This window comes from Brevundimonas sp. SS2672 (assembly GCF_059579685.1).
Map to the genome: position 1 here is coordinate 41,677 of NZ_CM184201.1, position 15,648 is coordinate 57,324.

9 protein-coding genes and 1 pseudogene are annotated in these 15,648 nt (G+C 66.9%); 9 read left to right on the top strand and 1 reads right to left on the bottom strand.

Translation table 11 applies throughout. The annotated features are described in order from the left end of the window. Window positions 1-120 precede the first annotated feature (120 nt). The 4 genes from AC52GN_RS00245 (at window position 121) to AC52GN_RS00260 (ending at window position 6,340) form a co-directional block, all read left to right on the top strand. Window positions 121-3,087 carry a TonB-dependent receptor gene (locus AC52GN_RS00245; RefSeq protein ID WP_496527811.1) on the top strand — a complete coding sequence of 989 codons (2,967 nt, stop codon included), beginning with the start codon at window positions 121-123 and terminating at the stop codon, window positions 3,085-3,087. A gap of 112 nt (window positions 3,088-3,199) precedes the next feature. Beyond that, the gene (locus tag AC52GN_RS00250) at window positions 3,200-4,576 is read left to right on the top strand and encodes a purple acid phosphatase family protein (RefSeq protein WP_496527812.1); all 1,377 of its coding nucleotides are present in this window, start codon (window positions 3,200-3,202) and stop codon (window positions 4,574-4,576) included. Between the two features lie 44 nt (window positions 4,577-4,620). Beyond that, a complete protein-coding gene (locus AC52GN_RS00255) occupies window positions 4,621-5,811 on the top strand; it encodes an alkaline phosphatase (RefSeq protein ID WP_496527813.1) in 1,191 nt (396 codons plus the stop codon). A gap of 181 nt (window positions 5,812-5,992) precedes the next feature. After that, a complete protein-coding gene (locus AC52GN_RS00260; protein ID WP_496527814.1) occupies window positions 5,993-6,340 on the top strand; it encodes a hypothetical protein in 348 nt (115 codons plus the stop codon). Here AC52GN_RS00260 and AC52GN_RS00265 read toward each other — a convergent pair whose 3' ends face one another. Next, window positions 6,341-7,222, bottom strand: a complete 882-nt coding sequence (locus AC52GN_RS00265; RefSeq protein ID WP_291778485.1) for a LysR family transcriptional regulator — start codon at window positions 7,220-7,222, stop codon at window positions 6,341-6,343. Between the two features lie 219 nt (window positions 7,223-7,441). Between AC52GN_RS00265 and AC52GN_RS00270 the strand changes: the two are divergent. The 5 genes and pseudogenes from AC52GN_RS00270 to AC52GN_RS00290 all read left to right on the top strand — a co-directional run bounded on the left by AC52GN_RS00270 (window position 7,442) and on the right by AC52GN_RS00290 (window position 15,598). Continuing rightward, window positions 7,442-8,847, top strand: a pseudogene (locus AC52GN_RS00270) (aldehyde dehydrogenase family protein). An 11-nt stretch (window positions 8,848-8,858) separates the two neighbouring features. Next, window positions 8,859-10,607, top strand: a complete 1,749-nt coding sequence (locus tag AC52GN_RS00275) for a thiamine pyrophosphate-binding protein (RefSeq protein ID WP_496527815.1) — start codon at window positions 8,859-8,861, stop codon at window positions 10,605-10,607. After that, a complete protein-coding gene (locus AC52GN_RS00280; RefSeq protein ID WP_496527816.1) occupies window positions 10,600-11,874 on the top strand; it encodes a CaiB/BaiF CoA transferase family protein in 1,275 nt (424 codons plus the stop codon). The genes AC52GN_RS00275 and AC52GN_RS00280 overlap by 8 nt, the downstream gene beginning before the upstream one ends. Continuing rightward, window positions 11,871-12,755, top strand: a complete 885-nt coding sequence (locus AC52GN_RS00285) for an HpcH/HpaI aldolase/citrate lyase family protein (RefSeq protein WP_496527817.1) — start codon at window positions 11,871-11,873, stop codon at window positions 12,753-12,755. The genes AC52GN_RS00280 and AC52GN_RS00285 overlap by 4 nt, the downstream gene beginning before the upstream one ends. 104 nt (window positions 12,756-12,859) lie before the next feature. Next, window positions 12,860-15,598, top strand: coding sequence for a TonB-dependent receptor domain-containing protein (locus AC52GN_RS00290; protein WP_496527818.1), 2,739 nt, complete (start codon window positions 12,860-12,862; stop codon window positions 15,596-15,598). Window positions 15,599-15,648 lie beyond the last annotated feature (50 nt).

Genomic DNA, 15,648 nt, shown 5'->3' on the forward strand with positions numbered 1-15,648 from the left:
CTGCACCAACGAATGTGAACACAATATGGATGAAACGGCTTCAAAACTATAACCCCGAAAGCTCGGCTATAGCGCTAGATCGGCGCTCCGAAAGACAATCGTTCTCGGGGGATGCCGAACATGACCAACACTCGCCTCAAGTCGATGCTGCTTTGCGGCGCGGCTTCAATTGGACTTGGCCTGGGTCTGACGCCCGCTGCGGCTGTTGCTGACGAAGGCGTTTCCGCTGCCGTTGCTGTCGCCGACGCGGGCCAGGTCAGCGGCGTCGTGACCGACGCCGACGGGCGGAGCTATCTGGTCGGCGCCGAGGTGCGCATCGACGGCTACAGCCAGGTCGCCGTGACCGACCGCGAAGGGCGCTTCACGCTGCAGCGGGCGCCGGTGGGGCGCCATACCCTGAGCATCGCCTATGTCGGCCGCGTCACCCATCGTATGGAGGTCGACATCGCCGCCGACGCCGTCACGCCTGTGACGGCCGCCTTGGCGATCGACACCGGCGCGTCGTCGGTGGCCGACGTCGTCGTCACGGCCTCGCGCCCCATGGCTGAATCAGAAGCCGCCGCGCTGCAGATCCAGCGCTCGTCGACGTCGCTGGTGAACGTGGTGGCCGCCGACGCCATCGGCCGCTTCCCCGACCAGAACATCGCTGCGGCCCTCAGCCGCCTGCCGGGCATCGCCGTCGAGCGCGACCAGGGCCAGGAGCGCTACGTCAACCTGCGCGGCGCCCCGTCGCGCTGGACCACCATCGCCTTCGACGGCGTCAACGTCATCAGCCCCTCGGGCCGCACCGCCCGCCTCGACACCATCCCGGCCGCTATCGCCAGCTCGGTGCAGGCGCGCAAGGCTGTCACCGCCGCCATGCCGGGCGAAACCCTGGCCGGCAACATCAACATCATCACCCGCAGCGCCTTCGACTATCCGGGTCTGATGGCCGCGGCCGATCTGGGGCTGGGCTATAACGACCTGGGCGGCGGCGCCCAGTACAACGCCGGCGGCTTCATCTCGAACACCTTCGCCGACGGTCGCTTCGGCGTCCTGCTGTCGGCCTCGCGCTATGAGCGCGAGATGGTCACCGACAACTTCGAGACGGACTGGGAAACGGCGAAGGAAGACCAGGAGCCGGGCTTCGAGACCCGCACCTGGGCCGACGCGCACCAGAACAAGCTCTATCGCCTGACGCGCAGCAACACCGCCTATTCGGGTCGCCTGGACTATCGCCCGTCGGATGATCACCGCTTCTTCCTGAGCAGCATCTACACCGAGTTCACCGACGACGAGATGCGCAATGCGCATGAGTTCGACTTCGACGACGGCGCCGTGGCCACCAACAAGGCGGGGATATCCAACGGCTACGCCGATGTCCGCACCGGCAATACGGCGACGCGGGGCACGATCTACAACGTCGACCTCGACAGCACGCTGAACGTCAACCACACGACGCAGAGCATCTTCACCACCACCCTGGGCGGGGATCAGCGGTTCGGCGGCTGGAACGCCTCTTGGCGGTTGAACTACACGGACGCCAAGAGCGACGGCGGCCCGTCCTTCAACTCGACCTGGAAGAGCCCGAACAATCGCCGTCCGACCGTAGTCTATGACTTCACCGACCGTGAGAACCACAACGTTCGTCTGTATGACACCATCGTCAATCCCGACGGCTCCTTCAGCCAGGGTGAGATCAAGCGCTCGCTTGATCCTCAGGACTACGACTTCGTCAACATGCGCGTGAACGCCAGCCTGGCCCAGACCAAGGCCTATACGGCGCGCCTGGACCTGACCCGCGACATCGATCTGTTCGGTCTGCCGACGGAACTGGCCTTCGGCTTCCAGTACGACGACCGCACAAAGGAGAATAATTCTTCGCGGCTGGAGATTACGCCGGCGGCGCTGACGGCGGCGGGCGTCGCCCTGCCGACGACCGACGATTTCGCCCTGAACACCCCCTACAAGGGCAAGCTGCCGTTGGGTTACGCCTTCCGCTACCACTCGGAAAAGGGCGCCTGGGACTTGTGGAACCGCCTGAGCCCCCACGCCGTCGACAAGCCCGACGTCGCCAATGAGAACTACTACAAGGTGAGCGAGGCGGTCATCGCCGGCTACGCCATGGCCACCACCTATTTCAACTGGGGTAATGTGGTCGCCGGTCTGCGCGCCGAGCGTGTCGAGAACACCAGTCAGGCCCTGGTGCAGATGGAAGAGGACGGTCCCTTCGAACCACTGGAGTTCAAGGACGACAACCTTGAGGTCTTCCCCAGCCTGCACCTGAACTGGGACATCAACGACGAGATGAAGCTGCGCCTGTCGGCCAACACCGGGGCCGCGCGTCCCGACTATACCGATCTGCGCCCGAACTACAGCATCAGCGACGAGGATGGCGAGATCAGCGGCGGCAACCCCTACGCCGGTCCCGAGAAGTCGATCGGTTTCGACGCCTATTTCGAATGGTATCGTCCGGGCGGCGCCTTCCTGTCGGCCGGCGTCTACTACAAGGACCTCCGCGACGTCCTGTTCGATATCGAGCGGACGCCGTACGGCAGCGACGCCCTGAACGTGCCGGGCTATGATCGCTCGGGCTATACCTACTTCACCATCGACAACGGCGGCGACGGCTTCATCCGCGGCCTGGAGTTCTCCTACTCGCAGACGATGGAGCCCTTCGCGGAGCGTCTGGGCCTGCCGGACTGGGCTGCGGGCTTCGGCGTGCGCGCCAACCTGACGCTGAACGAGTCGGAAGCCACCACGCCGGACGGCCGCAAGGTCGGCCTGCCGGGCGCCTCGGACATGATCTACAACGCCGCCCTGTCCTATGAGCGTTACGGCTTCTCAAGCCGCATCAGCTGGCAGTACCGCACCGAGTGGCTGGACGGCCTGGGCGGCGGCGACATCGTCGGCGACAGCTATTGGGATGAAGTCGGCCGGCTGGACTTCAAGGCCAGCTACGCCTTCAACGACAACGCCGAAATCTATTTCGACGCCAACAACCTGCTGAACGAGCCGGGCGTTCGCTACCAGGGCGAAACCTGGCGCGTGTCCGAATACGAGCGTTTCGGCGCCCGCTACATGATCGGCCTGCGCCTGAACTTTTAGGACCGGCTGAGCGACCGTTCGCCGTTCCTCCTCCCTGGCGGCGGACGGTCGCGCTCTCCTTCAACAGAATCTCCCTCGGCCCGTGCGGCCGCTCATTTGAACGGGGCGTCTCATGTTCAAGCGAACCCTCTTCCTTTCGGCCGGATTGGTCATGGCGCTCGGCCTGGCTGTTCCGGCGGCGGCGCAGAGCGCGGCCGGCGTCGCGCGTCCTGCGTGGGCGCCGTCGGGTCTTCCGGACCGTGTGGTCCTGAGTCCTGGCGCGGATGCTGCGCGCCAGATGGCTGTCGCCTGGCGGACCGACGCCCGTCAGGCGGACGCCGTAGCCGAGATTGTGGAAGCGATCGACGGCCCCGCCTTCGAAAACCGGGCGCGAACTGTCGACGGTCTGTCGACGGACGGCGTCGTGCGGGGCGGGCAGGGGCGTTACCACACCGTCCGCTTCACGGACCTGAAGCCGGGCGCGGGTTATCTCTATCGGGTCAAGGGCGCCGACGGCTGGTCCGAATGGCTGAGTTTCCGGACGGCTGCGGATGATGCGGCACCGTTCCGTATCCTCTATTTCGGCGATACCCAGAATAGCATCCTGTCCAAGGGCGCCCGCACCATCCGTGCGGGTCTGATGCGCACGTCGCCGGACGTGGTGATCCACGCCGGCGATCTGACCGGACGATCCCATGACTGGGAGTGGGGCGAGTGGGCGGCGGCCGGCGGCTACGGCTACGCCATGGTCCCGCAGATACCGGCGGCCGGCAATCATGAATACAGCGACGACGATGACGGCCGACGCCGGCTCGGGCCGCTGTGGGCCGCCCAGTTCGCCTTGCCGGAGAACGGCGCCGAGGGCGTCGTCGAGACCAGCTACTACACCGACTATCAGGGCGTGCGCTTCATCGTCCTGGACGGGACGGCGGGAACCAGTCTGGATGCGCTGGACGCCCAGACCCGCTGGCTGGACCGGACCCTGGCGTCGAGCACGGCCCGCTGGAACATCGTCATCCAGCACCAGCCGATCTACACCTGCGCCCGTCCCAACGATACCGAGGCCCTGAAGGCGGCCTGGGAGCCGATCTACCGCGCGCGCAATGTCGACATGGTCCTTCAGGGCCACGATCACTGCTACAGCCGGATCACCGATGGCGACGGCAAGGCGTCGGGCGAGGCCCGGCGTGCGCAGGGCGCGGCCCAGGGACCCGTCTATGTCGTCTCTGTCGCGGGGCCGAAGATGTACGGTTTGAACGACCGCGCCCTGACCCAGCCGGACCGCGTGGCGGCCGACACCCAGATGTATCAGACCATCGACGTGGAGGCCGGGCGTCTGCGCTATCGCGCCTATACGGTGTCGGGCGTGCTCTATGACGCCGTGGACGTCGTCCGGGCGGCGGATGGGACCAAGACCCTGCGCGAACCGGTCGAAAGCTTGCCGCCGCTCCGGCTTTGCGACGGCGATGTCGGGCCTGACGGGGCGCCGTGCGTGGGCAGCGCGAAGTAGCGCCACCGCCCTCAACTTCATCTCATTCAGGATTGGATTTTCCCATGACGAACCTCGCGCGCCGGCTGCTGGTTTCCGCGCTTTCGGCCTCGCTGGCCGCCACCGCTTTCGCTGCGCCGGCATGGGCGCAGGATACGGCGCAGGCTCATGCGCCTTCTCGGTATGTCGCGGCTCCGGGACGGGCGAAGAACGTCATCCTCTTCCTGGCCGATGCGGCGGGCGTTTCCTCGCTCAACGCCGCCAGCCTAATGGCTCATGGCGAGCCGATGAAGCTGCACATCCAGCAATGGCCCCACCTGGGGCTGAGCGAAACCTCGCCGGTCGATCAGTTCGTCTCGGACTCGGCCAACGGCATGTCCTCGATCATGACGGGGGTGAAGACGCGCAACGGCGTGATCAGCCAGACCGCCGACGCCGTGCGCGGCCGTCAGGACGGCGCCCCGGCCAAGACCCTGCTGGAGTACGCCGAGGAACGCGGCCTGCGCACCGGCGTGATCTCCAGCCAGTCGATCGCCGACGCCACGCCTGCGGCGACCTACGCCCACTCGAACGATCGCGGCAAGTGGGGCGAAATCTTCCCTCAGGCCTTCTCGCCGCGCTTCGGCGACGGGGTGGACGTCCTGTTCGGCGCCGGCCGTCAGAAGATCGGCGAGCAACTGGCCGCGAGAGGGACCAGCTTCGACGCCCTGAGCCAGGCGCATGAGCGGCCGATCTACGCCCGCCTGGACGAAGCGCCCGCCTCGAACGCCCGGCCGGTGGTCGTGGCCGATCGGATGGACGTGCGCGCGGCGACCCTGAGGGCCCTGGACCTGCTGCAGGCCGCCCCCGAGGGCTATCTGCTCGTGGTCGAATGGGACGCGCATACGGATGACGTCCGCAAGGGGCTGCAGAACATCGCGGACTTCGACCGCCTGATCGCCGAGGTCGAGGGGCGCGTCGATCTCGACGACACCCTGCTGCTGTTCACCGCCGACCACTCCTTCGGCCTGCAGGTCGACGGCGGACGGCGCGGCGAGCCGGTTCTGGAGGGCTACGACGCCTGGAAGGCGGCCGGAGGCGACGACGATGTGGTCCGGCTGAAGAACGTCCTGGTCAATCGCACCCACACGGCCGAGGAAGTCCCGGCTCTGGCCATCGGCGCCGGCGCCGACGGCGTCCGAGGCTACTTCCCCAACACCCGCCTGTTCCATGTGATGATGGAGGCGTGGGGGTGGAGTGCGGCGGCGGTCGACTAATACCCGCCCCTTGAGTGGAATGTTGCAACGATGACGCGGCGAGGAGACCTCTACCGCCAGCGGGGCTGACCGCTTCGGTCGGCCTCGCCTCCCGGCTATTCTGAAGCAAACCCTCTAGCCGGGAGGCGAGGCCGATGCATAACTCCTCTCCTGTCGTAGTCGTAAGAAGGGGGAGAACAGGATGCGTTTTCTGTTCGTTGGTCTGGCCGGTGCAACTGCGTTGGCCTTCGCGGTGGGGGCGGCGGCCATGACGCGGCAGGACGACAGGGCGGCTCCGCCATCGTCGCCTGCGCCCACGGCTTCCGGCCTGCCCGAAGGCGAAGGGCGAGCTCTGACCCAGCAGGTCTGCGGTCAATGCCATTCGGTCGGCATGTTCGCCTCCCAGCGGCACACCCAGGATGAGTGGAACGAAGTCATCGGCCGCATGATGGCCAAGGGCATGACGGCGGCCGAGGACGATCTCTATGACGTCTCCGACTATCTCGCAGCCAATCTGGGCAAGGGCGAAGCCGCGTCGGCGGGCGGTTGATCACTCGTCGCGCGTGACGCCGTAGCCGGTTGCGAAGGCGTCGCGGATCGCCATGACGCGACGGTTGTCGGCGTCGCCGCTGCGGCACACGAAGGCGATCTTGCGTGTCGGGGTATCGTCGTCGAGGCGGATCTGGCGCACCGGAGCCCGTACCCGCGAACTGGTCGGCAGGCGCGGAATGATGGAGACGCCGAGCCCGGCCGAAACCATGGCCAGGACGGCCTCGATCGACTCCAGTTCGAAGCGCGGGCGCGTTCCCGGGGACAGTCGATGCAGATAGCTGGCGGCGGTGCGGCCGCTGGTGAGCGAGGTGTCGAACTGAATCCAGTCGTAGCGGCTGATGAGCGCCTCTGCCGTGGTTTCGATGCTATCGGGCGGCGCGACGAATACGAAGGGCTGTTGTTCGAGGTCCTGCCAGTAAAGGCGGCTTGATCCGCCGGACGTCGGGCGCACCAGGGCGGCGCCGTCCAGCCGTCCCGCCTTGAGGTGCTCCAAAAGCTCGCCCGAGTCGCCCTGGATCACGCGCACGCTGAGGCTCGGGTGCCGTCCGCCGATCTCGCGCAGCACCAGGGGAATCATCGTGGGTTGCAGCGAGCGGATGGCGCCGATGACGACCCGGCCGGTCAGGGCTGCGGCATGGCGAGTGCGCGCCTCCTCCATGGCGTCGAGCGCGCCGCGCACGTTTTCAGCCAGTTCAACCGCGAGGGGAGTGGGGCGGACAGATCGCCCCGAGCGGTCGAAAAGCGGCTGACCCAGATATTCCTCCAGCCGTTTCATCTGCAGGCTGACGGCGCTGGCGGTCAGGCCCACGTCGTCGGCGGCATTGGCGAAACTGCCGTGCCTCAGGACGGAGTTGAGGGTCATCAGGAATTCGAACTTCATCTTTCATCCGCCTCGACGCGTTCCGGGAGGGCGACGGCAGCTGCCCCATACATAAGGAAACGTTACCTATCGAAACAGCAAACGTCACTATTCCTTCAGTGTGGCGATTGTTACCACTCACAAGACGGATCGCGAGGTCGCTCGCGGTTCGGCAAGGTCCCAACGCCCGGAGAGGCGAGGGACAGGGAAGAGAGAATGCAGGATCAATACGACATCAGGATGCTGATCGACGGCCGGTGGATCGAGGGCGAAGGCCCCGTGATCCCGGTGACCGACAAGTGGACCGGCGAGGCGCTGGGGCGCGTCCGTTCGGCCGCCGCAGCTCAGGTCGACGCGGCGGTTGCGGCCGCCCGCGCCGCCTTCGCCGCCGTCCGTGTCGAGCCTTACGAGCGCAGTCGCCTGCTGCACCGTGTGGCCGACCTGATCTTGGATGATCGCGAGGCGCTGGCCGCGACGATCGTCGCCGAGTCCGGCGTGCCGTGGAAGGATTCAGACAATGAAGTCTCCCGCGCCGCCGAGACGTTCCGTGTGTCGGCCGAGGAAGGTCGGCGCCTGACCGGCGAGATCGTGCCGATCCAGGGCGCGGCCGGTCAGTCGGGGCGCATGGCCTATACCTTGCGCGCGCCGCGGGGGTGGTCGGGGGCATCAGCTCGTTCAACTCGCCGCTGAACATGGTGGCGCACAAGGTCGCGCCCGCCCTGGCTTCGGGCAACGCCGTGGTGTTCAAGCCGCCGGTCGCCACGCCTCTGGCGGCGACGCGTCTGTTCGAGCTGATGCTCGAGGCGGGGATTCCTGGTGGGCTGATCAACCTGGTTCATGGCGGCGGCGCCGATGTGGGCGCGCCGCTGGCCGCCCATCCCGGCGTGAACTTCTTCACCTTCACCGGCAGCACGCCGGTCGGCAAGGCGATCCAGGCCGGCAGGGGCATGCGCGCCACGGCTCTGGAGCTGGGCAGCATCGCCGCCACCATCGTCTGCGCCGACGGCGATCTGGAGCGGGCGGCCGTTCGTTGCGCCCAGTCCGGCTTCCGCCGTCAGGGCCAGGCCTGCACCTCGACCCAGCGACTGTTCGTCGAGCGGTCGGTCCTGGAGCGTTTCCTGCCGATGTTCCTGGCCCAGGTCGCCGCGCTCAAGGTGGGCGACCCGCGCGACCACTCTACCGATGTCGGCCCGATGATCAGCGAGGCCGAGGCCGCGCGCGCCGAGGCCTGGGTCCGTGAGGCCGAGGCGAAGGGCGCCAGGGTGCTGGCGGGCGGCGAACGGCGCGGGGCCGTTCTGGCCCCCACCGTCCTGGCCGAGGTCGATCCTGGGTCGAAGGTGCTGTGCGAGGAGATCTTCGCCCCGGTCCTGACCATCCTGCCGTTCGACACGCTGGATGAAGCGATCGAACGGGTGAACGCCACCCCTTTCGGCCTGGCGGCGGGTCTGTTCACCCGCGACCTGAGCCGCGCCCTGAAGGCGGCAGAGCGTCTGCACGTCGGGGTGGTGCACCTGAACGAAGCCTCCAGCAGCCGCGTCGACCTGATGCCTTTCGGCGGCGTCAAGGACAGCGGCGTCGGGGTCGAAGGCCCCCGCTACGCCATGCGCGAGATGACCGAAGAGCGTCTCGTCACGATCACCCTGTGATGGATTTGGATATGTCAGCAGACAGCGTAACCGCCGCCATCTTCATGGCGCAGTGCCTCAAGGAAGAAGGCGTCGAGAAGGTCTTCGGCCAGTGCGGCCATACCAACTACGCCCTGATCGACGCCTTCTACCGGCTGGGCATCGAATATGTCTCCTTCCGCCATGAGCAGCAGGCGGTCCACGCGGCTGACGCCTACTACCGGGTGTCGCGCAAGCTGGCGGTGATCAACGTCCACCTGTCGCCCGGACTGACCAACACCGTCACCGGGGTCGCCTCGGCGGCGATGGATGGAACGCCGATGCTGGTCATCACCGGCAACACGCCGACCTATCATCACCCGCGCGAGGCGCATCAGAGCATGCGCCTGCACGCCGACGCTTCCCAGGGCGATATCTTCAGGCCGATCTGCAAACGGGTCTGGCGCGTGGATGACGCCCGCCACCTGCCGGACGTGATGCACCGGGCCCTGAACATCGCCCAGACGGGCCGCCCCGGCGCGGTGTTGCTGGACATCCCGATGGACGTCTTCGCCCAGAAGATTTCGGCCGAGGCCCAGACGCGTTCGCGCCGCCCGAACTTCGCCCGCCCCATGGGCGACGCCGAAGGCGTGGCCGAGGCCGCCGCCCTGCTGAAGGCCGCCGCCAATCCGGTGATCTTCGCCGGCAACGGCGTGGCTCTGTCGGGCGCCTATGAGGCGCTGGAGACTCTGGCTGAGCAACTGGGCGCGCCGGTGGCGACCACCTTGGTCGGCAAGGGCGTCTTTCCGGAAAGCCATCCGCTGTCGGTCGGCACGACCGGCATCTGGGGCGCGCGCGTCGCCAACGATACGGCGCGCACGGCCGACGTCATCCTGGCCGTCGGCACGGCCTTCGGCGAGGCCGACTGCAGCTCCTGGCGGCCCGAGCACACCTTCAATATTCCCGACACGACGCTGATCCAGATCGATCTGGACCCGCAGGAGATCGGCAAGAGCTATCCGGTCGACGTCGGCATCGTCGGCGACGCGCGGGCGACCCTGACGCAATTGTCAGCCGCCCTCGGCGATCAGCCCCGCCCGCAGGCGGCCGTCGAGGCCCAGCGCGCCCTGCTGGAACAGCGCCAGGCCGCCTGGCGCGAAGAGCTGAAGGAGACGCAGGAGATCGACACCAAGCCGATCCATCCGGCGCGGCTGCTTAAGGTGCTGTCCGATGCGGCGCCCGCAGACGCCATTTTCGTGACGGATGTGGGCTGGAACAAGAACGGCGCCGGTCAGCAACTGGAGATCCAGGGCCGCAACGGCTTTCTGACCAGCGGCGGCATGGCGACCATGGGCTATTCTCCCGCCGCCGCCGTCGGCGCCGCCATGGGCGCGCCCGATCGCAAGGTGCTGGGCCTCGTCGGGGACGGTGGTCTGATGTCGGTGCTGGGCGCGCTGACCACGGCGGTCGAACTGGACATTCCCGTGCTGTGGGTCCTGTTCAACAACTTCTGCTACTCGACCATCCGCACCGTCGGTTCGACCTATTTCAACAACAAGTACGGCACGGAATTCCGGTCGCCGGACGGCGAACTCTACAATCCCGACTTCCAGCTTCTGGCCAGGTCGTTCGGCATCAAGTCGGCGCTGATCGAGGAGCCGGCCGATCTGGAGGCGGGCGTACGCGCCGCCATGGCCGAGCGCGGCCCCTTCCTGCTGGAAGTGCGCACGCGCGGCGACGTGCCGATGCCGCGCACGGGCTATTGGGACATCGCCGACTTCCTGGCGACCGGCAATGACTGACGCGCCGCCGCTCAAACGGGGTCTGCGTCAGCGGGACTATCAGCCGGACGCCGTCGGACCGCTCGACGGGGTGCGGGTGCTGGACCTGTCCAGACTGTTCGCCGGCAACGTCCTGACCCAGATCCTGGGCGACTTCGGCGCTGAGGTGATCAAGGTCGAGCCGCCCGCAGGGGACACCCTGCGCGGCTGGAAGACCGAAGGCGTCTCCACCCACTGGAAGATCTATGCCCGCAACAAGAAGAGCCTGGGCCTGGATCTGCGCAATCCGCGCGCCGGCGAGATCTTTCGCAAGCTGGTCCCCACCGCGCACATCCTGGTCGAAAGCTTCCGGCCGGGCGTGCTCGAGAAGATGGGCCTGAGCCCCGAGGTTCTGCACGCGCTCAATCCTCGCCTGGTGATCGTTCGCGTGTCCGGCTGGGGGCAGGGCGGGCCCTACCGCAAGCGGCCGGGCTTCGGCACGGTGATCGAAGGCATGTCCGGGTTCGCCGCCATCAACGGCTTCGAGGACCGCGAGCCGGTCCTGCCGCCCATGTATCTGGCGGACGGCGTGGCGGGGACCTATGGCGCCTCGGCCGCCTTGCTGGCTCTGCGCGAGGCGGAACGTCCCGACGGCAAGGGGCAGGTGATCGACCTGCCGCTCTATGATCCCCTGTTCGCCCTTCTGGGGCCGCAGGCGGCCAATTATCGCCTCAGCGGCAAGACGCGTCGCCGCGAAGGCAGCCGGTCCAGCAACTCGGCGCCGCGCAACGTCTATCGCTGTCGCGACGGCAAATACGTCAGCCTGTCGGGGTCGACCCAGACCATGGCCATGCGGATTCTCCAGGCGATCGGTCGCGCGGATCTTGCGGCTGATCCCCGGTTCGCCGCCAACGCCGATCGGCTGAAGCACGTGGAAGAACTGGACGCCGCGATCGGCGACTTCATCGGTCGACACGACCAGGCGGCCCTGGTCGCCCTGATGGAGGAGGCCGAGGTCACCGTCGGTCCGATCTACGACGTCTCGCAGATCATGGAAGATCCGCACGTCGTGGAGCGTGAAATCCTGGCCGATTATCCGGATGCGGAGATCGAGCATCTGCCGATGCATCACGTGGTGCCGCGCCTGTCGGGCACGCCCGGCTCGATCCGCCTGCCGGCGCCGGTCCTGGGCCAGCATTCGCGCGATATCCTGGAGCAGCTCGGCTTCGACGAGGCGGAGGCCGCCCGTCTGATCTCCGAAGGCGTGGTCATCGATGCGGCTCTGCCTCTTACGGAGGATGCGGCATGACGCCCGTCTGGCGCTCCCTCCTCTATGTGCCGGCGCATCAGGAGAAGCATGTCGGCTCCGCGCGGGTGCGTGAGGCGGACGCCGTCATCCTGGACCTTGAAGACGCCGTGCCGCCGGAATTGAAAGCGACGGCTCGGGCGGCCCTAGGCGCAGCGATCAAGGCCGTCGGCCGTTGGGGCGCGGACGTTCTGGTGCGCGTCAACGCCGAGGCGGGGCTGATCGAGGAGGATGTCCGCGCGGCCGTGCGGCCCGGCGTTTGCGCCCTGGTGCTGCCGAAGGTGGAGAGCGGGGACGACATCCGCGGCATCGACCGCCTGGTCCAGGCTGCAGAAACCGAAGCTGGCGTGGCGCACGGCGCGACCCGTCTGCTGGTGCTGGTTGAAACGGCGAAGGGGCTTCTGGCCTTGCCGTCCATTCTCGAGGCCAGCGCGCGGATCATCGCGGTCAACCTGGGCAATGAGGATTTTGCGCGCGACCTGGGCGTGGAGCCGAGCGAGGAGACCTTGCGCCTGCCTCGTCAGCAGATGGTGATCGCGGCGGCGGCCAACGGGGTCGCGCCCCTGGGTCTGGTCGGCCAGGCGACGCGCTTCGACGACCTGGACGGCTATCGCGAGGTGGCGGTCCGCTCGCGCCGGCTGGGCCATGTAGGGGCGGCCTGCATCCACCCGTCACAGATCGCGGTGCTGAACGCGGTCTTCGCGCCGAGCGAGGCGGAGGTCAGCGAGGCGCTGGCCATCGTTGACGCGGCGCGGATGGCCGACGTCGGCGCCTTCGCGCTTAACGGACGCATGATTGACAAACCGATCCTGAGCCGGGCGCAGGCCCTGCTCGAAAGGAGGCGAATGATCGAACGCAAGATCGAAGATCGAGGGAACAACTAAGGGAAAGCAAAGGCCTGCGCAGAAAGAACAGCAGGCTTGCGGGGAGGATGACAGTGTCGATTGAAGGAATGAGCCAGGCTCCTGCAAGGAGCCGGGGACGGCGCGTGCGCGCCATTTTGATGGGAACGACGGCGGCCGGCGTCGTGCTGACGGGCCATGCGGCCTGGGCTCAGCAGACGGCCGCGCCGGCGCCCGAGGCGGTCGAGGTCGAGGCGATCGTCGTCACCGGCACGGCCATTCGCGGGGTCGCTCCCGTGGGGTCGGCCACGGTCGGCATGACGCGTGAGGATCTGGTTCAGGCGCCGGCCAAGGACGCCAGCGCCCTGGTGGCCAGCCTGCCTCAGGCCTCCAGCCAGGGCACGACCCTGGCGTCGTCGGGCGGCCGGGCGGCGGGCGTCAACCTGCGCGGTCTGGGCAACAACGCCACCCTGGTGCTGTTCGACAGCCGCCGGGTGGTGCCGCAGGGCGGCAACGCCCAAGTCTCGGACCCGAACCTCATTCCCTTCTCCGCCATCGAGCGGGTCGAGGTCGTCACGGACGGCGCCTCGGCCATCTACGGCTCGGATGCGGTGGCGGGCGTGGTCAACTACATCACGCGCCGCAACTACGACGGCGCCGAGATCACCGGCCGCTGGGTCAACTCCCTGTACGATCAGTACGTCATCGACGGCGTGATCGGTCGCACCTGGGAAGGCGGCGGGGTCATGTTCGCCGGGTCTTGGGACAAGAACGACAGCGTTCCGCGCAGCACGCGCGATTACATGAGGCAGGATCTGCGTCCTTTCGGCGGCAATGACAACCGTCTGGTCGGCACGACCGTCTATCCGGGGGCGCCTGGGGCGCTGATCATCGGCAACACGGTCTACGGCCTGCCGCAGACCAACGGCGCCATCCCCAACGCCCCCGACGTGCTGGCGCTGCAGGGCACGCCCGAGCTCTACGACTCCTCGTATCTCTACGACTTCTACACGGCGCGCGAACGCCATGCGGCCATGTTCAAGCTGCGCCAGGAAGTCGCTCCGGGCTTCGAGTTGGGCTATACCGGCATCTATAACCTGCGTGAGAACTCGTCCCGAGCGGGCGACGGTTTCGAGCGCGTCTCGATCCGGCTGACGCCCGACAGCCCCTACTATATTCCGGGCATGCCGAACCCGACGGCGAACCAGACGCTGGTCTACAACTTCTCGCTCAATAACCCGGACGTCTCGCGCAGCCAGGACAACCGCGAGGAGACGATCAACCACTCGATCGACATGACCCTGGACCTGCCCAGGGACTATCGGTTCTCGGGGCTGCTGACCTACGGGAAGACGGATTCGTGCAACGTCTGCCAGCCGCAGGTGAACACGACGGTCGGCAACGTCATCGCCAGCAACGCCTCCTGGGGCTTCAATCCCTATCTCCTGGGATCACAGCCGGGCGCCGACGCCCTCGTCGGGGGCTTCATCCAGCAGTACGACACGGTTCTGTTCGACGCCGTGGCCAAGATCGACGGCCCGCTGTTCAGCCTGCCCGCCGGCGAGGTCCGTCTGGCGGCGGGAACCGAGTTCTCCCGCCACAAGCTGTATCTGAAGGCGCAGAACACGCTCAACCTGGCCGGCGACTATCAGACTTCGCGTTTCACCAAGAGCATGCGCGAGGTGAAATCCGCCTTCGCCGAGGTCTTCGTGCCGATCGTGTCGGAGGCGCAGGGCGTGCCGCTGATGCAGTCGCTCGATCTGAGCGCGGCCATTCGTTACGACAGTTATTCGGATGCGGGCGACACCACCAATCCGAAGATCGGTCTGACCTGGCGTCCGAACGAGGAGTTCCTGGTTCGCGCCAGCTGGGGCACCTCCTTCCGCGCTCCGACGCTGATCGAGGCCAACCCGGCGACGGTCGGCCAGACCAACCGCGTCTATGTCAGCAACGGCCTGAACGATCCGAACATCCCGGTGACCAATCCGGCCTCGGGCCAGAGCGCGGTCCTGTCGCGTACCGGCAACACCGCCGGCCTGCGGCCGGAGTCGGCGACCATCTGGTCTCTGGGCGGCGAATATCGCCCGAACTACCTGCCGGACCTGAAGCTCAGCCTGACCTATTACAACGTCAACTATGAGGATCGGATCGAGAACCTTCCGAACCAGACCCTGATCCTGTCGAGCCCGGAAAATCTGGCGCTCTACAAGGATTTCTTCATCGCTGCGCCTCAGCCGACCAGCTGCGTCAACGGCGATTATTCGACCTATAATCCCGCCTATCTGCTGTGGCTGACGGACCCGAACGCCGTCTACTCGCCATCGACCATCAACGACTGCTCCATGGTCGGCGTCATCACCGGCGGCCGGCTGAACCTAGGCCAGGTCAAGCAGAGCGGCCTGGATTTCGGGGTCAACTATCTGCACGAGACTTCGATCGGCGACTTCGCCTTCAACGCCAGCGTCTCCAAGGTGCTGAACCTGGAGAAGAGCGTGGTGGCGGGCGGTCCGCTGTTCGACGCCCTCGACACCTATGGCTTCCAGGTGTCCGAGCGGGGGCGCTTCAACGTCAACTACCGGCGCGACGGCCTCACCGCCAATGTGACGGCCAACTATGTCGGCTCCTATCTGAACAACGCCACCATCACCGTCGGCGGGGTCAAGCTGCCGGACACGGAGATTCCGGCCTGGACGACCTGGGACGCCGGCCTGGCCTATGACTTCGACGACGGCGGGGTTCTGGACGGCGTCCGCGTGGCGGTGAATGTGCAGAACTTCACCGACGAACAGCCGCCCATCGTGCTCAGCGGTACGACGGCGGTGGATCTGGGCAATCACAACCCGTTCGGACGGGTCTGGTCGGTGGAGCTGACCAAACGGTTCTGACACCGGTCGGAAGCGGCGGGGTTTCGACCCTCGCCGCTTCCGATGCTTTC